This is a genomic window from Brachybacterium sp. AG952 (assembly GCF_004362645.1).
Taxonomy (GTDB): domain Bacteria; phylum Actinomycetota; class Actinomycetes; order Actinomycetales; family Dermabacteraceae; genus Brachybacterium; species Brachybacterium conglomeratum.
Genome location: NZ_SNXV01000002.1, coordinates 566,691 through 591,598, shown reverse-complemented (window position 1 = coordinate 591,598; position 24,908 = coordinate 566,691). Strand labels below are relative to the sequence as shown.

The window sequence follows — 24,908 nt, the reverse complement described above, 5'->3', positions numbered from 1 at the left end:
CGTCATGAGGGAGACGCACAGCTCGCGAGACGACCACCCGGTTCCCGACGACCTGTCGGTCGTCTTCTCCGCCGCCCCGGCACCGGAGGCCGAGGACGCCGCGCCCGCCGACGCCGCCGCGCTCACCGGCTGGCCGTGGTTCCTCCCCCAGGACGGGCTGCGGCACGAGGACCTGGTCCATGCGGTCGACGAGGACCCGCGGGACGCGGCCGAGTCGCTCGCACGGATCCCGCTGGTGCGCAGGGCTGTGACCCTGCTCGAGCACATCGGCTCCGGCCGTCCGCTCACCTCGGAGGGCGAGCTCGACCCGGCCGACGTGCGCGCCCTCGCCGTGGCCATGGACCTCGACCTCGACGAGCAGGAGCCGGTCTCGATGCGCGAGATCGGGGCGATCGTCGGCCCCTGGAACTCTCTGATCGCCGGGAAGTGGCTGAGCGTCAGCGGCGGCGAGGTCGTGCCGGGAGAGGGGATGGTGCCCGCGGCGGCACGGTCCGAGGACCCGGCGGCCTTCGTCCGCTTCGCCCGCGCCGTGATCGTGCTGCTGGTCCTGGAGAGCCTCGGCCAGGGCGGCGAGGAGGGTGGGCTGTTCGGCGGCTCGGACACGTTCACCGCCCTGCTGCACACGGTCGCGCCCGACGGGCTCCTGCTCCCGGCCACGATCCGCATCGCCCTAGATCAGGGCCTGGTGCCGGCCGATCCCGCCGGCGACCCGGACATGGACGAGATCAACCGGTACTGGCAGGCGGAGCGCGACCTCGGCACGCTCGCCGCCTACGGGCTGCTGCACCGGGAGCCGCTCCCGGACTGGCAGGCGGTCCGGTATCTCGGCACCGTCGAGGTCCTGGTCGAGGCGTACGGCGCGCTGGAGATGTTCGAGGAACTCGACTGAGCGTCGACGTGGCCGTGCGCCCCGTCCCCGGTCGGCGTCGGCGGGCATGGGGACCTCTCCCCATCGCCAACTCGCTCGGCGCTCCCTAGCATCGACCCTGATCGCGCTCGGAACTGCGCGACCATGACGGAGCAGGGGAGAGGAACGCGGCGATGAACGCCTTCTGGGGTGCGGACACCGATCAGCTGGAGCAGCACGCGACGGCGATGCACACCGCCGCGCAGCGGCTCGTGGAGCTCCAGGAGCAGCTCTCCTCCCTGGTGATGGACGAGGCGATCTGGCGCGGCAGCGACGCGGACTCCTTCCGTGAGCGCTGGCAGTCCGACGCGCTGCAGGCCTCCGAGCGGGTAGCGGGGGACATCGACACGAAGGCGGACGAGGTCCAAGGGCACGCCTCCGAGCAGGACGGCGCCTCCGGCGAGGGAGGCATCGGTGGTGCTGTCGGCGCAGCCGGTGGTGCGGTCGGTGGCGGATTCGGTGGTGCTGTCGGTGGTGTGGCCGGCGGCGCGGTCGGCGGTGGCATCGGTGCCGGTCTCGGCAGTGCGCTCGGCGGCGCTGCGGGGGAAGCCGTCGTCGGCCTCGGGGGCGGCGGCATCGGCGAGATCCTCGGCGGCCCGGCCGGAGGCCTCGAGGGCGGCCCCGCGTTCCCGCCCATCGGCGGTCCGATCTCCGCCCCGCTCCCGGAGGGCGGCCTGAGCGGCGGTCCCGCCTGGGGGCCGGTCGACGGCGGCTTCCTCGAGGGTCTGGGGGATCCGCTGGCGGGGGGTCCGGCATTCGGTCCGATCTCGGCTCCGCTTCCCGACGGTGACTCCATCGAGGTTCCGGAGATCCCGCTGCCGGATGGTCCGGTGTTCGGTCCGATCTCGGCTCCGCTTCCCGACGGTGACTCCATCGAGGTTCCGGAGATCCCGCTGCCGGATGGTCCGGCATTCGGTCCGATCTCCGCCCCGCTCACGGGCGGACCCATCGGCGACGCGATCGGGTACCCCCAGGACTGACGCCGACGGCGTGACGACGCGGGGCGCCGTCACCGCCGCCAGAGGAAGCAGTGCTCGACGCCGCTCGGCGCCATGACCTTCTCCAGGTGGAAGCGGTCCTCGAGCTCCTCGGGTCGCTCCCACAGACGCAGCCCGTGCCCGTACTCGACCGGCGCGATCGAGACGTGCAGCTCGTCGATCAGGTCCGCGTCGAGGAACTCCCGCACGGTGGTGACCCCGCCGCCGATCCGCACGTCGAGCCCGCCCGCGAGCTCCTTCGCCCGCGCGAGGGCCTCCGCAGGCGAGGCGTTCACGAAGTGGAAGGTCGTCTCGCCGACCACCAGCGGCTCCCGCTCGTAGTGGGTGAGCACCACGACAGGGGTGTGGAACGGCGGCTCCTCGCCCCACCAGCCGATCCACCCGTCGTCGGTCCAGGGGCCGCGCTGGTGGCCGAACTTGTGCCGTCCCATGATCTCGACCCCGATCCCGTGGTCGAAGTCCCGGGTCAAGCGGTCCTCGAAGCCGCGGGTGCCGACGCCGGGCTCATGGGAGGGGAAGCTGGCGGTGGCGAAGCCCCAGCCCAGCAGCGCCATGGGGTCGACGTGCCCGAAGGGCTGCTCGAAGGTCTGGTCCTCGCCGGCGCCGATGCCGTCGCGGGAGATGCCGAAGTTCTGCACACGCACACTCTGGGTCATGGGGGAGTCCTCTCGGAGGCGGTCTCCATGGTGCGCCTCGCAGCGCCGCCTGTCACCGGTCCCGGCCCGTCGATCCTCACGAGCCTGCGAAGAAGGTTCCGTCCCCGCCCTGGCCCCTGCCGCCCTGTCGGCGGAGACTCGACCTCCACCATCCCGCCTCGAGAGGACCGATGATGAGACTGACCGTGAACACCTTCCTCACCCTCGACGGGGTGATGCAGGCGTCGGGAGCCGCCGACGAGGACCCCTCGGACGGGTTCACCGCCGGCGGCTGGCAGGTGCCGTACACCGCCGACGCCGACTTCGGCGAGATCGTCACCTCCTGGCTCGAGACCCCGCACACGGCGCTGCTGGGCCGGACCACCTTCGAGATGTTCCGTGCCTTCTGGCCGCAGGTCGACGACAGCGACCCCGTGGCACGGGCCATCAACCACACGCGGCGCTATGTGGTCGCCCATGCCGGCTACGAGCCGGACTGGGGCGAGACCACCGTGATCGACAGCGCCGACCCGCTGCCCGCGATCGCCCGGCTGAAGGCGGAGGGGGAGGGGGAGCTGAAGATCAGCGGCAGCGCGCAGCTCGCCGCTGCCCTCCACGAGGCCGGGATGATCGACGAGTACCACCTGATCGTCTTCCCGGTCGTGGTCGGCGGCGGCAAGCGCCTCTTCGCCGACGGGTCACCGCCGCGCGGCTTCGCGGTGCGCAGCACCCGCACCACCGCGAGCGGCGCCGTCCATCTCGTGCTCACCCCCGAGCCGTTCCGGACCGGCGAGTACGCGGTCGAGGACGGGCAGGAGGTCACCCGGCTGGAATGATGCGCCCGCGGCGTCGACGCCGGAGCGCACGACGAGGGCGGCCCCACCAGGTGGGGCCGCCCTCGGTGACTGCCGCGCGTCGGGCCGCGGCCCGGCGCCGATCAGTCCTTCTTGTCCTGGCCGCGCAGGCCGTCGAGCGCGCCCTTGGCGGTGTCGCGGGCGTCCTGGAGCTTGTCCTTGGCGTCGGCCTTGCCCTGCTGGGCCTGGCCCTCGGCCTCGGTCTCCTTGTCGCCGGTCAGCTTGCCGAGGCCCTCCTTGGCCTGGCCGCCCAGCTTGTCCTTGCTGTTCTCGAACTTCTCGTCGGTGCTCATCGCGGACCTCCTCGGTCGAGTGGACGCACGGCTCCCGTGCGATGCCTCGAGCCTACGCGCCGACCCTGCGCGCCGTCCGACCCTCCGGTCGATCGGCCCGGCCCGGCCTCACAGGTCCTGCGCGGTCAGCGGGATCCGCCCTCCGGCGAGCACCATGTCCACCTGCCGCGGCGAGAGCCGGTGGTGCAGCCCTACGTCCTTCCCGCCGATCCGTGCGGTGAGCGCGGTGCCGGCCCGCAGCGCCGCATGGATCCCCTCGAGCACCACCTCGGCACCGACCTCGATCCCGTCGTGGTCGGCGGGGTCGTCGAACTCGAGGGCGAGGATCCCGAAGTTCGCGAGGTTCTGCCAGTGGATGCGGGCGAAGGACGTCGCGATCACCGCGCGCAGCCCCAGGTGGCGGGGCGCGATCACGGCGTGCTCGCGGGAGGAGCGCTGTCCGTAGTTCTCCCCGGCGATCACTACGTGCCCTGCCTCCGCCTCCTTCGCCCGCTGCGGATAGGTCTCGTCGATCCGGGTGAAGGAGAACTCGGCGATCCTCGGGATGTTGCTGCGGAAGGGCAGCACTCGGGATCCGGCCGGCATGATCTCGTCGGTCGAGACGTCATCGCCCATCACCAGCAGCGCCGGCACCCGCAGATCGTCCTCGATCGGCGTGAACTCCGGCAGCGTGGAGATGTTCGGGCCCTTGACGAGCGCGACCTGCGCGGCCTCCTCGGGCGGCAGCGGCGCCTGCAGCATGTCGTCGATCCGCGCGAAGCGCTCCGGCATCGCCGGGCGCGGAGACGTGATGCCGTGGCTGTCCTCGAGGGTGCGCGGATCGGTGATCACGCCGGTCAGCGCCGCGGCGGCCGCGGTCTCGGGCGAGCACAGCCACACGGAGTCCTCCTCGGTGCCGGAGCGCCCGGGGAAGTTCCGCGGCATGGTGCGCAGGGAGTTGCGGCCGGTCGCGGGGGCCTGCCCCATCCCGATGCAGCCCATGCAGCCGGACTGGTGGATGCGGGCCCCGGCGGTGACCAGCGAGGTGAGCCAGCCGCCGGTGATCAGATCCGCGAGCACCTCGCGGGAGGTGGGGTTGATGTCGAGGGACATCCCGGGCGCGGCCTGCCGCCCCTCGAGGATCTCGGCCACCACGGCGACGTCCCGCAGCCCCGGGTTCGCCGAGGAGCCGACGACGACCTGCGAGACCTCCTCCCCGGCCACCGACGCGACGGGCACGACGTTCCCGGGGGAGGAGGGCCGGGCGATCAGCGGCTCGAGGGCGGAGAGGTCGATGTGCTCGGTGCGGTCGTAGCCCGCGCCGTCGTCGGCCTCGATCCGCGTGAACTCGCCGCCGCGGCCGACGGAGTCGAGATAGTCGCGCGCCGCGTCGTCGGCCGGGAACACGGTCGCGGTCGCGCCGAGCTCCGCTCCCATGTTCGCGATGACGTGGCGGTCCATCGCGGTCAGCTGCGCGAGCCCCTCGCCGTGGTACTCGATGATGCGGCCCACCCCGCCCTTCACGCCGTGACGGCGCAGCATCTCCAGGACCACGTCCTTGGCGCTGACCCAGGCGGGCAGCTCGCCGGTGAGCTCCACGCCCCAGATCTCCGGCATGGTCACGTACAGCGGCTGGCCGGCCATCGCCATCGCGATCTCCAGACCGCCCACGCCGATCGCGAGCATCCCCAGCGCCCCGGCCGCGCAGGTGTGCGAGTCCGAGCCGATCAGGACCGCTCCGGGGCGGCCGAAGTGCGCCTGGTGCACGGGATGGGAGACACCGTTGCCGGCCTTCGAGAACCACAGCCCGAACCGCCGGGCCGCCGACTCGAGGAAGAGGTGGTCGTCGGGGTTCTTCCAGTCCGTCTGCAGCAGGTTGTGGTCCACGTACTGCACGGACAGCTCGGTGCGGATCCGGTCCAGGCCCATCGCCTCGAGCTCGAGCATCACCATGGTGCCGGTCGCGTCCTGGGTGAGGGTCTGGTCCACCCGCAGCCCGATCTCCTGCCCGGGATCGGCGCCGCCCTCGACGAGATGGTCGGCGATCAGCTTCTGGGCGACGTTGCGCGGCATGGATCCGTCCTCCTCACGGGTCGGACCGCCGGCGAGGCCCGTCGGCGGACCTGCCCCCACCGTACGCGGGACCCGCGCTGCTGTCCGCTCCTCGACTCCCGGGATGGCGCGGGCGCCGGAGACGTGTATGGTCCCTCCCATGCAGAAGCGTTGGCAGTTCTATGCGAAGTCGGCTCCGGAGGGGCCGGCCGCCGTATAGCGCCACCGACCCTCTCCAGAGCCGACAAGGGCAGAGCATCCGCTCTGCCCTTCGCCATTCCCGGCGGGCTCTGCAGCAGCGGGTCCGCCCCCACCCGGAGGACAGGACCCATGACCCTTCTCGCCACCACCCCCGCCCCTGCCGACACCGACGTCGCCCCCGACCGCCACGTCGCGGGCTTCACCGCGCTCCCCACCCCCGCCGAGCTCCGCGCCGAGATGCCGCTGACCGGCGTCTCCGCCGCCCAGGTCGCCGCGCACCGCGAGCAGATCCGCGACGTGCTCACCGGCGCCGACGACCGCCTGCTGGCCGTCGTCGGCCCCTGCTCGATCCACGACCCGGAGGCGGGGCTCGACTACGCGCGACGCCTCGCGGACCTGCGCGCCGAGATGCAGGACGACCTGCTGCTGGTGATGCGCACCTACTTCGAGAAGCCGCGCACCACCGTCGGCTGGAAGGGCCTGATCAACGACCCGCACCTGGACGGCTCCCACGACATCGCCGCGGGCCTGCGCACCGCCCGCGCCTTTCTCCGCGACGTCACCGCGCTCGGCCTGCCCGCCGCGACCGAGTTCCTCGAGCCGATCAGCCCCCAGTACATCGCCGACCTCGTCAGCTGGGGCGCGATCGGGGCTCGCACCACCGAGTCGCAGATCCACCGCCAGCTCGCCTCGGGACTGTCGATGCCGATCGGGTTCAAGAACGGCACCGACGGCGGGATCCAGGTCGCGCTCGACGCGCTCAGCGCGGCGTCCGCGCCGCAGTCCTTCCTCGGCATCGACGCCGACGGGAAGGCGGCGCTGGTCGCGACGACCGGGAACCCCGACCTCTCCCTCATCCTGCGCGGCGGGTCGGGCGGGCCGAACTTCGCCCCCGCCCAGGTTGCGGAGGCCGCGGGTCGGCTGGAGGCGGCGGGACTGCCGCAGCGCCTGATCATCGACGCCTCCCACGCCAACAGCGGCAAGGACCACGTGCGTCAGCGGGAGGTGGCAGAGCTGCTGGCCGAGCAGGTCGCGGCAGGCGGTGCCGCGATCGCCGGGATCATGCTCGAGAGCAACCTGCTCGGCGGTGCGCAGAAGCTCGATCCCGAGGTCGGCCCCGTCGGGCTCGTCCGCGGCCGCTCGGTGACCGACGCCTGCATGGGCTGGGACGCGACCGAGGAGGCGCTGCGCGAGCTCGCCGCCGGGGCGCGCCGCCGACGGGGCTGAGCGCCTCGGCCTCCCGGCCCCTCAGCCGCGGCGGTCCTCCGAGCCCAGCCACTGCGCGAACGTCATCTCGCCGACCCTCGCGGTCGCGGGATCGCCGCGCAGCGCCCCGGAGGCCAGTCCGCGCCAGTAGGTGCCGGGCAGGCGCAGCTCGAGCACGCGCCGGGAGATCCTGTCGTGCGCGTACTGGCGGCGGATCATGCCGGTGAGGGTCTCCTCCTCGGGGCCGATCAGGTCCGGGGCGCGCCGGGAGGGGCCGTCCTCCGCGAGATCCACCAGGTGGTGCCCGACCTCGCGGGCGGCGACCGGCCGGGAGAGCATCCGCGGGGCGAGGGTCAGCGGGCCGAGCGTGGTCTGCGCGATGATCTGGCCGGCGAACTCGTGGAACTGGGCGGCGCGGGCGATGGTGTGCGGCAGCGCGGAGGCCTCGACCAGCCGCTCCTGGGCGAGCTTGCCCGCGTAGTAGGCGGCATCGGCCGCCTCGAGTCCCACGATCGAGAGCACGATGTGGTGGCGGGTGCCGGAGCGATCCTCGGCCTCGAGCAGGTTCCTGCTGGTGGCGGTGAAGAACTCGGTCGCCTTCCGTGCGTTCTGGGTGCCGATGTTGAGGGCGTCGATGACGACGTCGGACCCCTCGAGCGCGGCGTCCAGCCCCTTCCCTGTGAGCACGTCGACGCCCTCGCGGCGGCTCAGCACCGCCGTGTCATGGCCGCGCTCGTGGGCGGCTTCGGTGATGCGTCGTCCGACCATGCCGGTGCCCCCGGCGATCGCGATCCTCATCCTGACCCTCTCCTCGGTCCCGGCGCTGCCGCCCACTCTTCCCTACCCGGCCCCGCCCGTCGAGGGGACCGAACCCCCGCGCGCACACTTCGGCGTCCTGTGCGTGACCTCAGACCGCCAGAGGCGCTGAGGTCACGCAGGGAGCGCAGAAGTGTGCACCGCCTCCCGCCGACCACTGCCCGGCAGCATCGCGGCGGGGAACATTCCCGTCAACGCCCGCGTTGTCCCTGGCCCGTCTCATCCCGCCCGCCGCGTCCTCCGAGGAGCTCCCATCACCGCCTCCACAGCCCTGCCTACCCTCGCCGCCCAGGCCGAGCGCCTGATCGACCTGGGCCTCCACACCCTCGCAGGGCTCCCTGCCGAGGCCCTGACCGATGCCGCGACCCGCGCCGGCGCCGACCGCACCGACGCGCTGCTCGCGATCGACCCCGCCCTCGCCCCGCCCTCGTCCCTCGCCCCGCTCATGCAGCGCGGCGAAAAGCTGGGCTTCGTCGTCGAGGACATGACCGACGTCGACGCCTTCGCCCCGACCGGCTTCGACCTGCCCGACGCACCGCTCTATCTCGTCCAGGCCCCGGACCGCGGCGACGAGTTCGAGAACGTCTCCCCGGCCGAGGCGCTCGACTCGATCACCGCCGCCGGCCGCAGCCCGCTGCTGCTCACCGAGGGGCTGCTCTGGGTGCTGCAGGTCCCCGAGGTCCTCGAGCGGAACCACTGCTTCATGACGATCGGCTCCCGGATCCGCACGGCGAGCGGCCGGCTCGACTCGCGCACCCCCGCGCTGTGGATCAGCAACGGCACCGGCCGTGACGGGAAGGAGCGGAAGGATGCGCCGAAGCTCGGCTGGTGCTGGTGGAACAACCGCCACACCTGGCTCGGCATCGCCTCGGCGGGTGGACGCACGGCCGGCTGAAAGACCTGGAGCCCGCCAGGCGCCGCGAGTAGCCTCCGCATCATGGACGACGACGAGACGCCCACCTGGTGGCAGGAGCATCACGCCTTCCTGCAGCAATGCGCCGAGGAGGGCGAGGTCGATGCCGGCCCGCCCTTCTCCCCGCAGCTGCTCGACCTGCTCGCCGACGTGGAGCGCACCTTCGCCGTGACCGGCGCCGACACCCCGCCCTGGCCCGACCCGCATCTCGGGCCCGACGGGCAGGACCTCCCCGTGCGCGAGGAGGAGTACAGCCGTTGCCTCGACCCCGGCAAGCACAGGATCCTCGCCGCGCGCGCCGAGGCCTGGGCCCAGGTGCTCGTCGCGAAGGGCTGGGCCGAGCGCGAGGAGATCGCGGACAGCGCTGCCCTGACCTGGCTGACCGACCCGCTGGTCACCACTCACCGAGCGACGGTTCTGCGCCCGCACCGACCGGGCGCGCAGCCCCTGCTGCTGGTCCGCACCGCGCCCGAGGAGGCGCCGGGGAGCGTCGACCTCACCTCCGGCGACGCGGTGCTGCACAGCGTCGTCGTCGGCCTAGGCGATCCGCCGCTGGCGGTGGAGACCGTTCCGGACTGCGGCTGCGACGCCTGCGACACCGGCTCCCGCGACCTTCTCCAGCAGCTCGACCAGTCGATCCTCTCGATCGTCGACGGCTCCTACGAGGTCGAGATCTCCCCGCGCGGACGCAGCGACCGCTCCTCCTTCGGCGCCTCGGCCGGCGCCGGCGTCGACCAGCCCGAGGCGAACGCCGTCCTCAGCGCCGACCCCTGGGCCGAGGGGTGGTTGCCGCGACCGATGGATCCGATGCTGGACCCGGAGGACGCCGCATGGGCGGAGGAGATGCTCCGCGAACCCTGGCCCTCCCGTCTGCTGGACGCGGTGATCTGGGCGCTCCCTATCCCGCTCGCCCGGCGGCTCGACGCGCTCCGCCCGGGCCGCGCGGGGACCGTCACCTCCCGCGCGTACATCGCCCTCGCGGAGGAGCCCGTCACCGTCCCCCTCGACGCTCTGGAGAACCCGCCGCCGGGGTTCCGCCGCCTGCACCGCAGCACCGTGCTCGTCGGCGCGGACCTCGAGGACGCGCGGGCGCGACTCTTCCGCTGGGACCTGCACCGACGCGCCGGGCTCGGGGTCTCCGCGTCGCACACCCCGCTGCGCGAGGGCGCCGAGGTGCATCTCCGGATCGGGGCGGGACCGCTGCAGGTCACGGCACCGTGCCGCGTGCTGCGGGTGATCGACGAGCCGGACCGCGCCGGCTTCGCCTACGGCACCCTGCCCGGCCATCCCGAGGCCGGCATCGAGCAGTTCCTGCTGACCCGCAGCCCGACGGGCCTGGTGCGCCTCCATCTCGACGCGGTCTCGCGTCCTGCCGCCTGGTACGCGCGTCTCGGCGCCCCCGCGGCCCGACTCGTCCAGGCCCTCGTCACGACGCGGTACCTGCGCGCGCTGACCTGATCGCCGCTCGAGCTCCACCCGTTGGACGGGCCCCTGCCCTAAAGTGGACCCACGCGCTCGACGAGGACGCGGAGGAGCCGGGGACGAGGCCGCCCCCGTCCCCGCACCACGGCGGACGCGCTTCCCCGCCCCCCGCCCCGAAGGACGACTCCTCGTGAACTCCCTGGTACTCGCCATCGTGGGAGTCGGCATGATGATCGCCGGCTACCTGCTGTACTCGCGCTATCTCTCCAAGAAGGTGTATCGGCTCGACGCCGGCTTCCGCACCCCCGCCCATGAGCTGCAGGACGGGGTCGACTACGTCCCCACCAACAAGTTCGTGCTGTGGGGCCACCACTTCACCTCCGTCGCCGGCGCCTCGCCGATCGTCGGCCCCGCCGTCGCCGTGATCTGGGGCTGGGGCCCCGCCTTCCTCTGGGTCACCCTCGGCACCGTGTTCTTCGCGGGCATGCACGACCTCGGCGCCCTGTGGGCCTCGACCCGCAACCGCGGCCAGTCCATCGGCACGCTCGCCGCGAAGTACATCGGCCGCCGCGGCAGCCGGCTGTTCCTCGTGGTGATCTTCCTGCTGCTGCTCATGGTCAACACGGTCTTCGCCGTGGTGATCTCGGGGCTGCTCGTCTCCACCCCGTCGGCCGTGATCCCCACCTGGGGCGCGCTCGTGGTCGCGGTGCTGGTGGGGCAGGCGATCTACCGCCTGAAGTGGAACCTGCCGATCGTGTCCGTGGTGGGCGTGGTCGCCCTGTACAGCCTGATCCTGCTCGGCGACCGGTTCCCCGTCGCGCTGCCGGAGGGCTTCCTCGGCATCGGCGCGGAGCCGTTCTGGATCCTGGTGCTGTTCCTCTACGCGGGCATCGCCTCGATGCTGCCGGTGTGGGTGCTGCTGCAGCCGCGCGACTACATCAACGGCCTGCAGCTGTTCGTCGGCCTGTTCCTGCTGTACGGCGCGGTGCTGATCTTCCGCCCCGAGGTCGTCGCCCCCATGCTCAACCAGGCCGTGCCCGAGGGGACCCCGGGCATGATGCCGCTGCTGTTCGTCACCGTCGCCTGCGGCGCGATCTCCGGATTCCACGGCATCGTCTCCTCCGGCACCTCCTCCAAGCAGCTGGACAAGGAGACCGACGCGCGGTTCGTGGGCTACTTCGGCGCGGTGGGCGAGGGCCTGCTGGCGCTCGGCGCGATCATCGCGACCACCGCCGGCTTCCGCACCCTCGCCGACTGGGAGGCGGTCTACTCCGCGTTCAACGAGGGCGGGGTCGAGGCGTTCGTCGCCGGCGGCGGCTCCATCCTGAACGCGGGCTTGGGCATCCCGACCTCCCTGTCCGCGACGATCCTCGCCACCATGGCGGTGCTCTTCGCCGCCACCACCATGGACACCGGCGTGCGCCTGCAGCGCTTCGTGGTCCAGGAGATCGGGCAGATCCTGGGCCTGCGGCTCGGCACCTTGGTCGCGACCGCGATCGTGCTCGTGGTGTGCCTGGCGCTCGCCTTCGGCGCCGGTTCCGGGGGCACCGGTGGCATGGTGATCTGGCCGCTGTTCGGCACCACGAACCAGATCCTCGCGGCGCTGACCCTGGCGATCCTCGCCGTGATGCTCACCCGCAAGCGTCGCCCGGTGCTGCCGGTCCTGCTGCCGCTGCTGTTCGTGCTCTTCGTGAGCGTGTTCGCGCTGCTGGTGCAGGTGGGGCAGTACGCGGCCGAGGGCAGCTGGCTGCTGCTGGTGCTCGACGTCATCATCCTCATCGCCGCGGTGTGGGTGATCGTCGAGTCCGCGATCGCGCTGACCCGCGCCCGGACGGAGCCGCCCGAGGTCGAGGGCGCCGACGAGGAGCCGCTCGAGGACTCCTCGGTCCGATGACGGCCTCGTCCCGCCTGCGCGCCCTGGCCGAGGGGCTGCACGAGTTCTACGTCGGCCCCTACCGGCGCACCTTCGCCCGCGCGCAGCGGGACGAGGACGACCTGTTCCGCATGCTCGTGATGAGCGAGATGCTCGGCGTCCCGAACCCCGCGTCCTATTACACGGCCGAGCTGCTCCCGGTCCTCTACGACGGCTTCCACGACTGGCACCGCAGGATGGGGATGGAGCGCTCGCCGCTGGAGGAGTACCGATGCTGCTGAGCCTCGCGCAGTCCCGCCGCGTGCTGTTCCTCGGCGGGAAGGGCGGGGTCGGCAAGACGACCATCGCCTCGGCGGTCGCCCTCGACGCCGCCCGGTCCGGCAGGCGCGTCCTGGTCGTCTCCACCGACCCCGCCCACAACCTGGGCCATCTGTGGGAGCGGCGCATCGGCGACCGGGTCACGCCGCTGGCCGACGGGGCGGGCGGCGGAGCGGTCCACGGCATCGAGATCGACCCCGACGCGACCACCGACCAGCACCTGCGAGACGTCGCCACGACCCTCAAGCGGCTGATGCCTCGCACCCTCCACGGCGAGGTCGACAAGCACATGGACCTCTCCCGCCGCTCCCCGGGCACCCACGAGGCGGCGGTGCTCGAGCGGATGACCGAGCTGGTCGAGCGGGGGCGGGAGGAGTTCGACCTGGTCGTCCTCGACACCGCCCCGAGCGGCCACACCGCCCGCCTGATGGCGCTGCCGGAGGTGATGACCGCCTGGACCGACGGGCTGCTCGCCCGGCGGGAGAAGTCCGCCCGGCTGGGCGCGGCACGGCGTGGACTGGAGCGGCGCGGACCCGGCCGACGAGGGGAGGGCGACCTCGGCGCCTCCGTGCTCGGCTCCACCGCGCCGCGGGACCCGCTCGAGGAGCGGGACGAGGAGATCCGTGCGATCCTGCTGCGCCGCCGCGACCGGCTCGCAGCGCTGCGCGAGACCCTCACCGACCCCTCCACGACCTCCTTCGCCATCGTGCTGGCCGCCGAGCGGCTGCCGGTGCTCGAGACGATCGAGCTGCACGAGGAGCTCACCCGGACCGGCGTCCACGTCGGCGCGCTCGTGGTGAACAAGCGCTCGCCCTCGGACCGCGGGGACTTCCTCGCCCGCCGCCGCGCGGTGGAGGGGGAGCATCTCGCCACCCTCCACTCCGCGCTGCCCGAGGTGCCGTGCCAGGAGGTCCCGCTGGGGGAGGAGGACGTCGTCGGCCCCGCGGCACTCGCCCGCTTCGCCGGGCTGCTCGCCCCCGCGACCGCCGACGGCCCCGGGCCGCGCCGCGGCTAGACTCGCGGGACCCGCGCCGGACGGCGCGAGGAGACGTGCCGAGGAGGACCGCCGCATGACCAGTGACGACGGCGGTCGGCCGCCGCGCGGCCCCGTGACCCTCGCGGACGTCGCCCGCGAGGCCGGCGTCTCGATCGCGACCGCGTCCTTCGTGCTCTCGGGCCGCGGCGGACTGCGCTCGGCGGGCTCCGCCGAGACGAAGGCGAAGGTGCGCGCCGCCGCGGAGCAGCTCGGCTACGTCCCCAACCGGCACGCGCAGGCCATGCGCACCGGCCGCGGCGGCGGGATCGTGCTGGCGCTGGGCACTCTGGAGGACCCCTGGGGCGTGCAGCTCGCCACCCGGGTCCGCGACCGGGCCCTGGCGCACGAGCTGTCCACCCTGGTCCTCGCCGACGAGCGCTGGTACGAGTACCTCCTCGGTGCCTCCGCCGACGCCGCCCTCGTCACCAGCATCGACTTCGTCCCCGAGGGGCCCGAGCAGATGCGGCGCCTGGCCGGCTCGACCCAGACGGGGCTGGTGGCGTTCAGCGCACAGATGGAGCCCGAGGGCTTCGACGTGGTCTCCTCCTCGCCGCTGCCGGCCATCGCCCGCGCCTACGCGCGGCTGCGCTCACGGCACGAGCGGGTGCACCTGCTCGCCCCGGAGGTCGACCGGCCCGGCGGCGTCCTCGCCCATCAGCGCACCCGCGCCTTCCTCGAGGCGGCCCGCGCCCACGGCGACGACGCCGAGGCGCTCGTGCACGTCGTGCCCGAGGGCAGCCACGACACCTACCGCGCGGCGCTCGACTGGCTCGCGGACCCGGACCGGCCGGGCGCGGTCGTCTGCTTCACCGGCTACCAGGCGGTGGCGCTGCAGCTCGCGGCCGAGCGGGCGGGCCTGTCGGTCCCGGACGACCTCGAGTTCGTCGCGATCGGCGACATCCCCGCCGGCTCGGAGTTCTTCGGCCCGATCAGCGTCTACGGCGTCGAGGACGTCTTCTCGCGGCTGGCCGGGATCCTGGTGGACCGGGCGGTGGACCGCACCGACCGGCCCGGGACCAAGCACGTCTTCGACTGGCGCTTCTTCCCCGGCACCACCACGGCCGACGACGCCTGAGCGGTCAGGCGGCCTGCGGCCGCCGCAGCGTCGTCGCGAGCAGCGCCGCGATCGAGCACATCACGCCGCCGGCGACGAAGGCCCAGGTCGCGCCCGAGGCCTGGGCGAGCTCGGCGCCCGCCCCGGACTCCGCCGCGACCGCCGCGCCGAGGGTCAGCAGCGCGATGAACACCGCGGTGCCGAGCGCCCCGGCGAGCTGCTGCAGGGTGTTGAGGATCGCGGACCCGTGGCCGTACAGCTCCTTCGGCAGCGCACCGAGGGACAGCGCCATCAGCGGCGTCATCACCATGGACATGCCGATCCCGAGCGGCACGTTCAGCGCGATGACCAGCCCCTGTGTGGCGTCGCCGTCCAGCAGCAGCATCGACGCCCAGCTCACCAGCGCCATCAGCGCCGCGCCGGGCAGCACCAGCGGCAGCGGGCCGACCCGGTCGTAGAGCGCGCCGACCAACGGCCCGAGCAGCCCCGACGCCGCCGCGCCGGGCAGCATCGTCAGCCCCACGGCGAGGGTCGACATGCCGAGCGCCCCGGTCATGTACAGCGGCAGCGCCACGACGGTGCCGAGCATCGTGGCGAAGCACAGCAGGATCACCAGCAGGGAGACCAGGTAGGTGCGCACGGTCAGCGGGCGCAGGTCCAGCAGCGGCTCCTGGCCCCGCGCGCGCATCCGCACCTGCCGCGCGGCGAACACCGCGAGAGAGAGCAGGCCCGCGGCGGCGGCGAGCAGCGGCACCAGGCGCGCATGCCCGTCGACGATCGCGCTGATCGAGGCGAGGGCGTAGATCACGCCGCCGAAGCCGATCGCGGAGAGCACCACGGAGAGCACGTCCAGGCGCACCGCGCGCGGCTCGGTGTAGTTGCGGATGAACAGCAGCCCGATCACCAGTGCGACCACGATGATCGGCAGCATCATCACGAACAGGTGGTGCCAGGTGCCGTGGGCGAGGATGGCGCCGGAGATCGTCGGCCCGAGCGCGGGCGCCGCTGAGATCACCACGCCCACCAGACCCATCACGAGGCCGCGGGAGCGCAGCGGGACGAGCGCGAGGACGGTGGTCATCAGCAGCGGCAGCACCATCGCGGTGCCCGCCGCCTGGATCACGCGCGCCCCGAGCAGCACGGGGAAGCTCGGCGCGAGGACGGCCAGCGCCGTCCCGGCGAGGAACAGCGCCATCGCCAGGAGGAACACCGAGCGCACCGACAGGCGCGTCATGAGGAAGCCGGTGGTCGGGATGACCACGGCCATGGTGAGCATGAAGCCGGTGGAGAGCCACTGCGCGGTCACGGCGGTGATCGACAGATCCTCCATCAGCACCGGCAGCGCGACCGAGAGCAGCGTCTCGTTGAGGATCATGACGAAGGCGGAGACCACGAGCACGGCGATGATCGGCGTGACCCGAGTCGTCGCGGCGGGCTCGGGGGCGGAGGTCGAGGGGCCGGCGTCCACGGCGGGCAGCTCACCGGTCGGGGTGGGGGAGGGGGCGTGCATGGCTGGCGCGCTTTCGTCGAGTGCGGTCCGACGGGCCGGGACCGGAGGCCACCCGTCGGAGGGGCGGCGGACGAGGTCCGGGCCCGCATAGATCGTCCCATGCGGCCCTGCTTCTCGTCACCGTGATATCAGGGACAGGGAGGCGGCTCGCCGGGGCGGACCAGACCCGACTCGTAGGCGAGGACCACCAGGCGGGAGCGGTCCCTCGCGGCGAGCTTCGCCAGCAGGCGGCTGACGTAGGTGCGGGCGGTGGCGGGGGAGAGGAACAGGGCCTGCCCGATCTCGTCGTTGCTCATCCCGCGACCCACCAGCGCGAGCACCTCCCGCTCCCGCGGCGTGAGGCCGTCGAGCAGCCCCGGCGAGACCCGGGAGGCGAGGCGCTCGCCGAGCTGGGCGAGCACGGTGGTGGTCACGGCGGGGGAGAGGAGGGAGTCCCCGCCCGCGACCACCCGGATCGCCTCGCGCAGCGCCGAGGGGGCGACGTCCTTGAGCAGGTACCCGGCAGCGCCCGCCCGGATCGCGGCCAGCACGTCCTCGTCCTCGTCGAAGGTGGTCAGCACCACCACCCGCACCGCGTCCAGCGTCGGGTCGGCGGTGATCCGCGCGGTCGCGGCGATGCCGTCGAGCTGCGGCATGCGCAGGTCCATGAGCACCACGTCGGGTCGCAGCTCCCGCACCCGGGACAGCCCCGAGCGCCCGTCGGACGCCTCGCCCACCACCTCGATGTCGCCGTCGCGCTCGGCGAGGGCACGCAGTCCGGTGCGCACCAGCTCCTGGTCGTCGACCAGCACGATCCGGATCATCGCTCCTCCTCCAGACGTGCGGGCAGCTCGGCGCGCAGTGCGAAGCCCTCCCCGGGAGCGGTCCGCACCTCGAGGGAACCGCCCAGCAGCCGCACCCGCTCCCGCATCCCCTCGAGGCCCACGCCGCCGTGCGCGAGGTCCGCGGCGCCGCGGCCGTCGTCGGCGATCTCGAGCCGCAGGCTCCCCGCCTCGAGGCGCGCGGAGACCGCGAGCTCGCCCGCCCCGGCATGGCGCAGCGCATTGGTCACCGCCTCCTGCACGATCCGGTGGGCGGCGGCGTCCACGGCGGGGGAGAGCGCCCCGCCGGGCACGTCGACCTGCGCGTCGACGGCGAGCCCCGCGGCGCGGGCGGGGGCCAGCAGCACGGGCACGTCGGCGAGGGAGCCGACGAGCCTCCCCGCCGACGCGGCGCCGTCCTCCTCGCGCAGCAGGCGCACCATCGCCCGCAGCTCCTGCAGCGAGCGGCCGGCCTGTGCGCGCACCTCTCCCACAGCCTGCGCCGCCGGTGCCTCCTCCTCGCCGAGCGCATCGGCGGCGACCCCGGCGTGCAGGGAGATCACCGCCAGGGAGTGGCCGACGGTGTCGTGCAGCTCGCGGGAGATCCGCTCCCGTTCGGCGCGCAAGCGCAGCTCGGCCTCGGCCCGGGTGCGCTCCTCGTGCAGTCGCGAGATCTCCTCCTGCTGCGCGGCCTGCTCCCGCAGCGAGCGCACGGCGACGCCGAGCGCGACCGCCGTCGCGAGCAGGCCCAGGTTCGTCATCGCGTCGGTGCCCAGGATCGTGCCCAGCGGCTGCGGGTCGTCCCGCACCCGGAACAGCACCGAGACCGCGAGCACCACGGCCCCGGTGCCGATCGCCCAGCGCGCCCGCCCCTGCTCCGCGGCGGAGAACAGCGCCCCGACCACGGGCAGGGCGATCCCGATCGTGGGCAGCCCGGCCGTGTAGTACGCGAAGGTGCCCAGCGCGCTCAGCAGCAGCACCGGCACCGGCAGGGGCCGACGCAGCAGGAGCACCGCCCCGAACCCGGCCGCGAACAGGTGCGCGAGCGGGGTCGGGTCCTGGCCCGCGGTCGCCTGGACGATCGCGATCACGGAGGAGAGCACCAGCCACACCCCGAGCGCGAGCAGCGCGTCGCCGCTCCGCGGCGCGAGGGGGCGCCGCGTGCCGGTCAGGTCCTTCGGGGGCTGGGCCACGACCCCAGCCTAGGAGCGCCGCCGCCGACGCACCTCCTCCCCCGGGCGCAGTCCGCTGTCGCCTGACGACGTACCCCTCTCGCGCCGCCGGGCCGATGCCGCGGCCGCGGCCCCGGGGCGAGCATCGAGGCATGAATCTGTCGCACGTCCGTCCTGTCCTCGTCCTGGTCCTCGGCCTGATCGCCCTCGCCCGCCCGCTCGCGAGCATGGTCGTCGAGCAGTCGGGCCACGATCTCGGCGCCGCACCCCGCCTCCTGCTCACCGCCGCGATCACGCTGGTCTGGGTGGCGGCGGTGGGTCTCTCCCGCGCACCCCGCCCGGTCCTGACCCTGGTGCTCGCCGGCCTCGTCTACGCCGTCGCGGCGATCGTGCTCAGCGGGATCCTCTCCCCGCTGCTGCTCGGGCACCTGGCCGGCCCGCTCGCCCAGCCCCTCGCGATCGTGCCGATGCTCGTGGTCAACGCACTGTGGGGTCTGGTCGCCGGCCTGCTCGCCCTCGGCGTGCGGCACCTGCGCGGCGCAGGGATCAGGAGCCCCGGTGCTGCTGCCACCACAGCGCCGCCTGCACCCGGGAGTCCAGGCCCAGCTTCATCAGCGCATGGGAGAGATGGGACTTCACGGTCGTGATCTCGACGAACAGCTCGCGGGCGATCTGCTGGTTCGTCAGCCCCTGCGCGACCAGCGCCAGCACGTCCTCCTCCCGCCCGGTGAGCGCGGGCTCCGGGGTGGCGGGCGCCGGGCCGACGGGCGGGGCCTCGTCGGCTGCGCCGCCCTCCCGGCCCCGCAGCGCCGAGAGCACGGTGCGGGTCGCGGCCGCCGAGAGCACCGCGTCGCCGCGGTGCACATCCCGCACCGCAGCGAGGATCCGCTGCGGGTCCTCGGACTTCACGAGATAGCCGTCGGCCCCCGCCGCGAGCGCGCCGAGCACGAACTCGTCGAGGTCGAAGCCGGAGATCACCAGCACGCTCGCCCCGGTCTCCCGCAGCCGCGGCGTGATCTCGATGCCGGTCGCGCCGGGCATCCGCACGTCGGTGAGCACCACGTCGGGGCGGTGGGCGCGGGCGGCCTCGAGGGCGGCGGGCCCGTCGGCCGCCTCCGCGACCACGGTGATGTCCGGGGCGGAGCCCAGCAGCGCGACCATCCCCGAGCGCACGGCGGGATGGTCCTCGGCGACGACCACCCGGATCGGTGCGGCGGGGGCGGAGGAGGTGTTCATCGTCCGATCATCTCCGTCCGCGGGGCCTCGTCGGCGGATCCGCCGCTCGACTCCCCGAGCCCGTGCAGCGGAAGCACCGCCTCCACCCGCCACCCCGGGGACCCGTCGGCACCCGGCTCCGGACCTGAGCTCGCCGTCCCGCCGACCGCGAGCGCCCGGTGCGCCAGAGCCGCACGACCCAACCCGGCGCCCAGCGCCTCTGCGCCGTCCCGGGCGTTGACCAGCTCGATCCGCACTGCGCCCTCCCGAATTCCCGCCGTGAGCCGGATCGGCGCTCGGCCGTGCCGCACCGCATTGGTCACCGCCTCCGCCCCGATCCGCAGCGCCGCGGCCTGCACCGCGGGCCCCACCCGGGCGGGATCGGTGAGCGCGGGCGCGATCTCGACCTGGGCCGATGGGTCTCGCGCCCGCAGCCGTGCGGCGAGGGAGGGCCAGTCCAGGGTGGCGCTCGGCAGGGTGCCGGTGCCCTCGTCGGCGAGCACCCCGATCATCGAGCGCAGGTCTCGCAGCGCGGCCTGGGCGGAGGAGCGGGAGGCGGTCAGGGAGCTCTCCCGCGCCTCGCGGTCCTCGAGCGAGGCGGCGAGGGAGGAGTGGAGGGCGACGGCGCTGAGATGTCCGGCGATGACGTCGTGCAGGTCGTGGGCGATCGAGCGCCGCTCCGCCTCGACGGCCTGGGCGGCCCGGCTCGCGGCGAGCTCGTGCTCGAGGCCTGCCAGGCGCTCGGCCGCGCCGCGCGCCTCCCGGTGGTGGCGCACCTCCCAGCCCCACAGCAGCGGCGTGCTCGCCATCAGCCCCGCGATCATCGCCACGAGGAACACCGCCGGTCCCGGCAGGCCCCCGAGCAGCGCCGCGAGCATGGCGGTCCCCGCGGCGGCGAGCGCGATCACGGTGCAGGTGCGCGCCACCCGTCGCGAGCCGTGCATGACCGGCACGAACAGCGCCTCGAACAGCAGGAAGTAGGCGGAGATCTGCCCGCCGCCGATGATCTCCGCGGTCGCGAGCGGCCCGGCGACGACGAAGGGCACCAGCGGGCGGCTGCGTCGCCAGCACAGGCTCGCGCAGGCCGCCAGCAGCAGCGCGGCCGAGACCCCGCGCGACCACTGCGCGCCCTCGCCGAGGAACCCTGAGTTCGAGACCCCGGAGAGGGCCAGCCCGACGACGAGCGCCGCATAGATCCCCGCGGTCAGCAGGTCGCGCCCCGTGATGCGCGGCGCACCGACGGCGGCGGTGACGGGGGCGGCGGAGGCGTCGGCGCGGACGTCGGCGGGCATGGGGCGAGCCTACGCGGCCCCGCCCGCCCGGCCCCCGGCCTCCGCCGGGTCTCGTCCCAAGGGAGGAGGACCGGCGCGCTCCCCGCCGCGCACGATGGAGCCATGGACCAGCTCGCCTCCCTCGCCGGCCCGCTCGGGCTCGTGGTGCTCGCCCTCGTCGACTCGACCTCGATGGGCACCCTCGTCATCCCCCTCATCCTGCTCGTGGTGGGGGAGGGCGGGGCCCGCCGCGTCGCCGGGCGCACCCTGCTGTACCTCGCGGTGATCGGGGTGTTCTACCTGCTGCTCGGTGTGGCGCTGCTCGCCGGCCTGCTCCCGCTCATGGAGCGCCTCGGCCACCTGCTCGCGGCCCCGCAGACCATGGTGCTGCTCGCCGCCGCCGGGGCGGCCCTGCTGTGGTGGTCCTTCCGACTCGACCCGAAGGCCATCGCCAAGCGCGGCGGGGACCCGGAGGCGTCCGCGCGGCGATGGACCGCCCGCGCCCGCCGCGCCTCGGGACGGCCCTCCGCGCTGGTCCCCCTCGCCCTCGGAGCGGGCCTGATCGAGGCGGCCTCGATGATCCCCTATCTCGCAGCGCTCGGGATCATCGCGGACATGGGCATCGGCCTGCCCCGCGGGGCGCTCGTGCTCCTCGGCTACTGCGCGGTGATGATCCTGCCGGCGCTCCTGCTGTGCGGTGCGCGGGTGCTGCTGGGGGAGCGCGGCGACCGATTCCTCGAGCGGGTCCACGACGGGGCGGTGCGCCACGCGAGCGGCGCCTTCTCCTGGACGGTGGGGATCATCGGTGTGATCCTGCTGCTGAACACCGCAGGTCCGGCGATCGGCTGGCTGACCGGGGGAGCCATCGCCTGACCTCGTGCGAGGGCTCTGCGACGAAGAACGGGACATCGCTGTGACCAGCGTGTACTCTGCTACCTTGTGGTCATTTCGGCCGCAATGCCCGTTTCTCACGGAGGTGCCTGCCGATGGTCGCAGCGAACTACGACGACGCCGCACCTCCGGTCGCCGCGAGCCGGGGCGGGGGCGTCGTCCTGGCGCTCAGCAGCCTGGGTGATCCGTGGGGCGTCCAGCTCACCAGCCAGGTGCGCCAGGACGCGCTGTGCACGGGCCTGTCCACGCTGGTCCTCACCGACCCGCGCTGGTACGAGCACCTCCTCGGCGCCGAGGCCGACGCCGCGCTGCTCACCGCGATCGATCTCGAGCAGGACGGTCCGCGCCGCGTGCGCAGCCTCTCCGACCGCACCCGCAGCGGCCTCGTCGCCTTCAGCGCGCAGATGGAGCCCGAGCGCTTCGACGTGGTCAGCTCCAGCCCCGTCCCCGCCGTGCATCACGCCTATGCCCGCCTCCGCGCCCGCCACGACCGCGTCCACCTCCTCGCCCCCGATCTGCGCTCCCGGCCCGGCGGCGTGCTCAGCATGCCCCGCGTCGCCGCCTTCGTCGACGCCGTCGCGGTTCACGACGACGCTCCGGCCGAGCAGCACATGCGCCTGACCCCCGAGGGAACCCGCGGCACCTTCGAGATCGCCCTGGACTGGCTGAACGGCCCCGACCGCCCCTCCGCCGTCCTCTGCTACACCGGCTACCAGGCCGTCGCGCTCCGTCTCGCCGCGGCGCGGGCCGGGGTGGAGGTCCCGGAGGAGCTCGAGATCATCGCCATCGGCGACATCCCCGCCGAGGCCGAGCTTCTCGGCCCGATCAGCTACTACGGCGTCGACGACGTCTTCGCACGCCTGTCCGGGGTGGTCGTGGACCGCGCCGTCGAGCGCGGCGACCGCCCCGGTCGCCTGCACCGCTTCGACTGGGAGTACTTCCCCGGCACCACCACCCGCGACGACGAGACCCCCAGGAGACCCGATGACCGCTGAGACCGCCCGCCCCGCACGCACCGACTGGACCCTGCCCGGCCTCGCGCTCGCCGACCTCACCCTCCCCGTCCCGCTGGACCACGCCGACCCCGCCGGGCCCCGGATCGAGCTCTTCGCTCGCCTCGTCGCCCGGCCCGGCGGCGAGGACCTCCCCGTCCTCGTCTACCTCCAGGGCGGGCCCGGCTCCGAGGCGCCGAGGCCCCTGGACCCCGCCTCCCCGCCCTGGCTGCCGCGCGCCCTGCGTGAGCACCGCGTGCTCATGCTCGACCAGCGCGGCACCGGCCGCTCCACCCCCGTCGGGCCCGACGTCCCGCTGCCCGAGGGCACGATCCCCGGCGCCCGCACGCTGCGCGAGGCGAGCCCCGCTCAGCAGGCCCGCTATCTCACCTTCTTCCGCGCCGACGCGATCGTGGCCGACGCCGAGCTGCTGCGCGAGGCGCTGGACCTTCCGCGCTGGTCGCTGCTGGGGCAGTCCTTCGGCGGGTTCACCACCCTGCGCTATCTCTCCGCCGCCGCGGACAGCGTCGAGAAGGCCCTGTTCACGGGCGGTCTCCCCACCGTCGGCCCTCACATGGACCAGGTCTACGCCACGACGTGGGAGGGCATGATCGCCCGCTCCGAGAGGTACTGGGCCCGCTTCCCCGGCGACCGCGACCGCTTCCGCCGCCTGGCCGACGAGGCCGCCGCGGGCCGGCTGCGCGCCCCGGGCGGGAGGCACATCGGCGTCGAGTCCCTGCGCCGTCTCGGCCACCTGCTCGGGGCCTCCCAGGGCGCCGAGCGCCTCCACCTCCTGCTGGACCTCGACCCCGCCTCGCCGGCCTTCGCCCACGACCTCGCCGCGGCCCTGCCCTTCTCCGGCCGGAACCCGCTGTACGCCGTGATCCACGAGAGCTGCTGGGCCGACGGGGTCGCCACCCGCTGGGCCGCGGACCGCACCATGCCCGCCGCGGTCGCGGAGGACCCGACGCTCCTGGCCGGCGAGCACATCCACCGCGACCTGTTCGCCGAGGACCCCGAGCTCGCCGTGTGGGCCGAGGCCGCGGACGTGCTCGCCGAGCACGAATGGCCCCGCCTCTACGACGAGCAGGCCCTGCGCGCGGCCGAGGTGCCCGGCGCCGCCGCCGTCTACTACGACGACGCCTACGTCCCGCGCGGTCATTCGATGACCACCGCCGCGCTGCTGCCCGGTGTGCGCACCTGGGTCACCAGCGAGTACGAGCACAACGGCCTGCGCGCGAGCGGCGAGGGCGTGCTCGACCACCTCCTCGACCTCGCCACGGGGCTGCGCGCCGCCTGACCTCCGCCCTCACCCCCTGATCGGCAGAAAGGGGACTCCACCGGCACGCCGCGGCGCTGAGCTCCTCGCCGTGCCGCTGGAATCCCCTTTCTGCAGGGGCCCGCCGTTCCTCCCCACGCCGCCCCGTCCACCTCTCTCGCCTGCCGGCCCCGTCGAGATCGAGATCCGGGGACGCTCCGGGAATGGATCCGCGCTCCCCGCTCCGTCGACGCCTGCATGTCTGGACCACCGCCGACCTGCGCGCGGCCGGTGTCTCCCGGCACCGGCAGCGGCGCCTCGTCGCCGACGGGGCGCTGCGCGGATACGGCGGCGGCTGGTTCGGCGTCGCCGAGACCCCGGACGACGTGGCCGGTGCGCTCTCCCGGGGCAATCGCCTGACCTGTCTCTCGGCGGCGCGGATCCTCGGGCTGTGGACGCCGGACCTCGGTCCCGACGTGCACGAGACCTCCCGCCGCCCCACGAGCGAGGAGCATGCAGGGGTGGTCTCGAGGCACCGTCCAGCGCTTCGTCGCTGGCCGGACGACGAGCCGGTGCTGCCGCTGGATGCGGCTCTCTCCCACGCCCTCACCTGCCTCGATGCCGACTCCGCTGCGGTGCTCCTCGAATCGGCCCTCGAGCGCAGGCTGCTCGTCCCCTCGCAGGTCGACCTCCTGCTCGCCGAGGCGCCCGCCCGTCGACGGCGTGCGATCGGTCGGGTCAGCGCGCTCGCGGGCTCCGGGTCCGAGACCCGGGTGCGTCGGTACCTCGAGCGGCGCGGGGTGCGCGTGCGGGAGCAGGTGGCCGTGTTCCGGGGAGGGCGGGTGGATCTGCTCGTCGGCGACCGTCTCGTCATCGAGTGCGACAGCGTGCGCCACCACGGAGAGCGGTCCCGGTATTACGCGGACCGGTCGAGGGATCGGGAATCCCTGATCGAAGGCTGCCTGGTGCTGCGGCTGACCTGGGAGGACATCTGGCTCCGCTGGGAGGAGACCAAGGGAGCGCTGGACACGCTGATCAGGCGGCGCGTGCATCGGGGGCAGCGCATCGGCGGGGCCGGCCTGCAGGAAGGGGACTCTCACGGCACGCCGCGGCGCTGAGCTCCTCGCCGTGCCGCTGGAGTCCCCCTTCTGCCGACGCCACCCCGCCGGGCTCCTCGCCGTGCCGCTGCACGCCCGATCCTCCGACGCCGCCTCTGTGATCTCCCGCACGCCGTCCAGGAGT

24 protein-coding genes are annotated in these 24,908 nt (G+C 74.0%); 15 read left to right on the top strand and 9 right to left on the bottom strand.

Translation table 11 applies throughout. The annotated features are described in order from the left end of the window. The first annotated feature begins 4 nt into the window (after nt 1-4). Entirely contained in the window at nt 5-889 is an 885-nt protein-coding gene (locus DEU31_RS08110) for a hypothetical protein (RefSeq protein WP_133676744.1), read from the top strand. 152 nt (nt 890-1,041) lie between these two features. Further along, entirely contained in the window at nt 1,042-1,887 is an 846-nt protein-coding gene (locus DEU31_RS08105) for a hypothetical protein (protein ID WP_133676743.1), read from the top strand. Nucleotides 1,888-1,916: 29 nt separating this feature from the next. Here DEU31_RS08105 and DEU31_RS08100 read toward each other — a convergent pair whose 3' ends face one another. Then, nucleotides 1,917-2,561, bottom strand: a complete 645-nt coding sequence (locus DEU31_RS08100; protein WP_133676742.1) for a dihydrofolate reductase family protein — start codon at nt 2,559-2,561, stop codon at nt 1,917-1,919. A 173-nt stretch (nt 2,562-2,734) separates the two neighbouring features. Between DEU31_RS08100 and DEU31_RS08095 the strand changes: the two genes are divergently transcribed. Further along, the gene (locus tag DEU31_RS08095; RefSeq protein WP_133676741.1) at nt 2,735-3,376 is read left to right on the top strand and encodes a dihydrofolate reductase family protein; all 642 of its coding nucleotides are present in this window, start codon (nt 2,735-2,737) and stop codon (nt 3,374-3,376) included. Between the two features lie 101 nt (nt 3,377-3,477). Here DEU31_RS08095 and DEU31_RS08090 read toward each other — a convergent pair whose 3' ends face one another. Beyond that, nucleotides 3,478-3,687, bottom strand: coding sequence for a CsbD family protein (locus DEU31_RS08090; protein WP_133676740.1), 210 nt, complete (start codon nt 3,685-3,687; stop codon nt 3,478-3,480). A gap of 108 nt (nt 3,688-3,795) precedes the next feature. Beyond that, a complete protein-coding gene (locus DEU31_RS08085; RefSeq protein ID WP_133676739.1) occupies nt 3,796-5,739 on the bottom strand; it encodes an aconitate hydratase in 1,944 nt (647 codons plus the stop codon). 309 nt (nt 5,740-6,048) lie between these two features. Here DEU31_RS08085 and DEU31_RS08080 point away from each other — a divergent pair, with 309 nt between their 5' ends. After that, entirely contained in the window at nt 6,049-7,146 is a 1,098-nt protein-coding gene (locus DEU31_RS08080) for a 3-deoxy-7-phosphoheptulonate synthase (RefSeq protein ID WP_133676738.1), read from the top strand. A 21-nt stretch (nt 7,147-7,167) separates the two neighbouring features. Here the strand turns inward: DEU31_RS08080 and DEU31_RS08075 are convergent, their stop codons facing one another. Continuing rightward, complete coding sequence (locus tag DEU31_RS08075; protein WP_133676737.1) at nt 7,168-7,923, bottom strand: NAD(P)H-binding protein; 756 nt, start codon at nt 7,921-7,923, stop codon at nt 7,168-7,170. A 151-nt stretch (nt 7,924-8,074) separates the two neighbouring features. On the opposite strand from DEU31_RS08075, the gene DEU31_RS08070 reads away from it, so the two are divergent. The 6 genes from DEU31_RS08070 to DEU31_RS08045 all read left to right on the top strand — a co-directional run bounded on the left by DEU31_RS08070 (nt 8,075) and on the right by DEU31_RS08045 (nt 14,578). After that, nucleotides 8,075-8,836 carry a DUF5701 family protein gene (locus tag DEU31_RS08070; RefSeq protein WP_208109973.1) on the top strand — a complete coding sequence of 254 codons (762 nt, stop codon included), beginning with the start codon at nt 8,075-8,077 and terminating at the stop codon, nt 8,834-8,836. 42 nt (nt 8,837-8,878) lie between these two features. Further along, nucleotides 8,879-10,312, top strand: a complete 1,434-nt coding sequence (locus tag DEU31_RS17150) for a DUF1990 domain-containing protein (RefSeq protein ID WP_133676736.1) — start codon at nt 8,879-8,881, stop codon at nt 10,310-10,312. Nucleotides 10,313-10,466: 154 nt separating this feature from the next. Then, nucleotides 10,467-12,170 (top strand): carbon starvation protein A, encoded by a 1,704-nt coding sequence (locus DEU31_RS08060; protein WP_133676735.1) that lies wholly within the window; start codon nt 10,467-10,469, stop codon nt 12,168-12,170. After that, the gene (locus tag DEU31_RS08055; protein ID WP_010549912.1) at nt 12,167-12,430 is read left to right on the top strand and encodes a cory-CC-star protein; all 264 of its coding nucleotides are present in this window, start codon (nt 12,167-12,169) and stop codon (nt 12,428-12,430) included. The genes DEU31_RS08060 and DEU31_RS08055 overlap by 4 nt, the downstream gene beginning before the upstream one ends. Next, nucleotides 12,421-13,482, top strand: a complete 1,062-nt coding sequence (locus DEU31_RS08050) for an ArsA family ATPase (RefSeq protein WP_133676734.1) — start codon at nt 12,421-12,423, stop codon at nt 13,480-13,482. The genes DEU31_RS08055 and DEU31_RS08050 overlap by 10 nt, the downstream gene beginning before the upstream one ends. Before the next feature lie 55 nt (nt 13,483-13,537). Then, complete coding sequence (locus DEU31_RS08045; RefSeq protein ID WP_133676733.1) at nt 13,538-14,578, top strand: LacI family DNA-binding transcriptional regulator; 1,041 nt, start codon at nt 13,538-13,540, stop codon at nt 14,576-14,578. 4 nt (nt 14,579-14,582) lie between these two features. Here the strand turns inward: DEU31_RS08045 and DEU31_RS08040 are convergent, their stop codons facing one another. From DEU31_RS08040 to DEU31_RS08030, 3 genes are all read right to left on the bottom strand, one after another. Continuing rightward, on the bottom strand, nt 14,583-16,067 hold the full coding sequence (locus DEU31_RS08040; RefSeq protein WP_133676732.1) for a DHA2 family efflux MFS transporter permease subunit: 1,485 nt from the start codon (nt 16,065-16,067) through the stop codon (nt 14,583-14,585). Nucleotides 16,068-16,195: 128 nt separating this feature from the next. Then, nucleotides 16,196-16,870 carry a response regulator transcription factor gene (locus DEU31_RS08035; RefSeq protein WP_133676731.1) on the bottom strand — a complete coding sequence of 225 codons (675 nt, stop codon included), beginning with the start codon at nt 16,868-16,870 and terminating at the stop codon, nt 16,196-16,198. Then, nucleotides 16,867-18,060, bottom strand: coding sequence for a sensor histidine kinase (locus DEU31_RS08030; RefSeq protein WP_243733776.1), 1,194 nt, complete (start codon nt 18,058-18,060; stop codon nt 16,867-16,869). Before DEU31_RS08030 ends, DEU31_RS08035 begins: the two co-directional genes overlap by 4 nt. Nucleotides 18,061-18,191: 131 nt before the next feature. Between DEU31_RS08030 and DEU31_RS08025 the strand changes: the two genes are divergently transcribed. Beyond that, complete coding sequence (locus DEU31_RS08025) at nt 18,192-18,686, top strand: hypothetical protein (protein WP_208109972.1); 495 nt, start codon at nt 18,192-18,194, stop codon at nt 18,684-18,686. On the opposite strand, the gene DEU31_RS08020 is transcribed toward DEU31_RS08025, so the two are convergent. Together DEU31_RS08020 and DEU31_RS08015 are read right to left on the bottom strand one after the other, a co-directional pair. Further along, a complete protein-coding gene (locus DEU31_RS08020) occupies nt 18,586-19,275 on the bottom strand; it encodes a response regulator transcription factor (RefSeq protein WP_133676730.1) in 690 nt (229 codons plus the stop codon). The genes DEU31_RS08025 and DEU31_RS08020 overlap by 101 nt on opposite strands. Beyond that, nucleotides 19,272-20,546, bottom strand: a complete 1,275-nt coding sequence (locus DEU31_RS08015; protein ID WP_133676729.1) for a histidine kinase — start codon at nt 20,544-20,546, stop codon at nt 19,272-19,274. The genes DEU31_RS08020 and DEU31_RS08015 overlap by 4 nt, the downstream gene beginning before the upstream one ends. Before the next feature lie 102 nt (nt 20,547-20,648). On the opposite strand from DEU31_RS08015, the gene DEU31_RS08010 reads away from it, so the two are divergent. The 4 genes from DEU31_RS08010 (at nt 20,649) to DEU31_RS07995 (ending at nt 24,784) form a co-directional block, all read left to right on the top strand. After that, nucleotides 20,649-21,398, top strand: coding sequence for a GAP family protein (locus tag DEU31_RS08010; RefSeq protein ID WP_133676728.1), 750 nt, complete (start codon nt 20,649-20,651; stop codon nt 21,396-21,398). Nucleotides 21,399-21,511: 113 nt separating this feature from the next. Beyond that, entirely contained in the window at nt 21,512-22,411 is a 900-nt protein-coding gene (locus DEU31_RS08005; RefSeq protein WP_133676727.1) for a substrate-binding domain-containing protein, read from the top strand. Continuing rightward, nucleotides 22,401-23,708, top strand: coding sequence for an alpha/beta fold hydrolase (locus tag DEU31_RS08000; RefSeq protein ID WP_133676726.1), 1,308 nt, complete (start codon nt 22,401-22,403; stop codon nt 23,706-23,708). Before DEU31_RS08005 ends, DEU31_RS08000 begins: the two co-directional genes overlap by 11 nt. A gap of 182 nt (nt 23,709-23,890) precedes the next feature. Next, on the top strand, nt 23,891-24,784 hold the full coding sequence (locus DEU31_RS07995; RefSeq protein WP_133676725.1) for a hypothetical protein: 894 nt from the start codon (nt 23,891-23,893) through the stop codon (nt 24,782-24,784). The last annotated feature ends 124 nt before the right edge of the window (nt 24,785-24,908 follow it).

Bases quoted from the DNA above. Each gene is read 5' to 3' on its own strand.
- DEU31_RS08110 (WP_133676744.1), top strand. From the start codon at position 5: ATGAGGGAGACGCACAGCTCGCGAGACGACCACCCGGTTCCCGACGAC.
- DEU31_RS08105 (WP_133676743.1), top strand. From the start codon at position 1,042: ATGAACGCCTTCTGGGGTGCGGACACCGATCAGCTGGAGCAGCACGCG.
- DEU31_RS08100 (WP_133676742.1), bottom strand. From the start codon at position 2,561: ATGACCCAGAGTGTGCGTGTGCAGAACTTCGGCATCTCCCGCGACGGC.
- DEU31_RS08095 (WP_133676741.1), top strand. From the start codon at position 2,735: ATGAGACTGACCGTGAACACCTTCCTCACCCTCGACGGGGTGATGCAG.
- DEU31_RS08090 (WP_133676740.1), bottom strand. From the start codon at position 3,687: ATGAGCACCGACGAGAAGTTCGAGAACAGCAAGGACAAGCTGGGCGGC.
- DEU31_RS08085 (WP_133676739.1), bottom strand. From the start codon at position 5,739: ATGCCGCGCAACGTCGCCCAGAAGCTGATCGCCGACCATCTCGTCGAG.
- DEU31_RS08080 (WP_133676738.1), top strand. From the start codon at position 6,049: ATGACCCTTCTCGCCACCACCCCCGCCCCTGCCGACACCGACGTCGCC.
- DEU31_RS08075 (WP_133676737.1), bottom strand. From the start codon at position 7,923: ATGAGGATCGCGATCGCCGGGGGCACCGGCATGGTCGGACGACGCATC.
- DEU31_RS17150 (WP_133676736.1), top strand. From the start codon at position 8,879: ATGGACGACGACGAGACGCCCACCTGGTGGCAGGAGCATCACGCCTTC.
- DEU31_RS08055 (WP_010549912.1), top strand. From the start codon at position 12,167: ATGACGGCCTCGTCCCGCCTGCGCGCCCTGGCCGAGGGGCTGCACGAG.
- DEU31_RS08050 (WP_133676734.1), top strand. From the start codon at position 12,421: ATGCTGCTGAGCCTCGCGCAGTCCCGCCGCGTGCTGTTCCTCGGCGGG.
- DEU31_RS08045 (WP_133676733.1), top strand. From the start codon at position 13,538: ATGACCAGTGACGACGGCGGTCGGCCGCCGCGCGGCCCCGTGACCCTC.
- DEU31_RS08040 (WP_133676732.1), bottom strand. From the start codon at position 16,067: ATGCACGCCCCCTCCCCCACCCCGACCGGTGAGCTGCCCGCCGTGGAC.
- DEU31_RS08035 (WP_133676731.1), bottom strand. From the start codon at position 16,870: ATGATCCGGATCGTGCTGGTCGACGACCAGGAGCTGGTGCGCACCGGA.
- DEU31_RS08025 (WP_208109972.1), top strand. From the start codon at position 18,192: ATGAATCTGTCGCACGTCCGTCCTGTCCTCGTCCTGGTCCTCGGCCTG.
- DEU31_RS08020 (WP_133676730.1), bottom strand. From the start codon at position 19,275: ATGAACACCTCCTCCGCCCCCGCCGCACCGATCCGGGTGGTCGTCGCC.
- DEU31_RS08015 (WP_133676729.1), bottom strand. From the start codon at position 20,546: ATGCCCGCCGACGTCCGCGCCGACGCCTCCGCCGCCCCCGTCACCGCC.
- DEU31_RS08010 (WP_133676728.1), top strand. From the start codon at position 20,649: ATGGACCAGCTCGCCTCCCTCGCCGGCCCGCTCGGGCTCGTGGTGCTC.
- DEU31_RS08005 (WP_133676727.1), top strand. From the start codon at position 21,512: ATGGTCGCAGCGAACTACGACGACGCCGCACCTCCGGTCGCCGCGAGC.
- DEU31_RS08000 (WP_133676726.1), top strand. From the start codon at position 22,401: ATGACCGCTGAGACCGCCCGCCCCGCACGCACCGACTGGACCCTGCCC.
- DEU31_RS07995 (WP_133676725.1), top strand. From the start codon at position 23,891: ATGGATCCGCGCTCCCCGCTCCGTCGACGCCTGCATGTCTGGACCACC.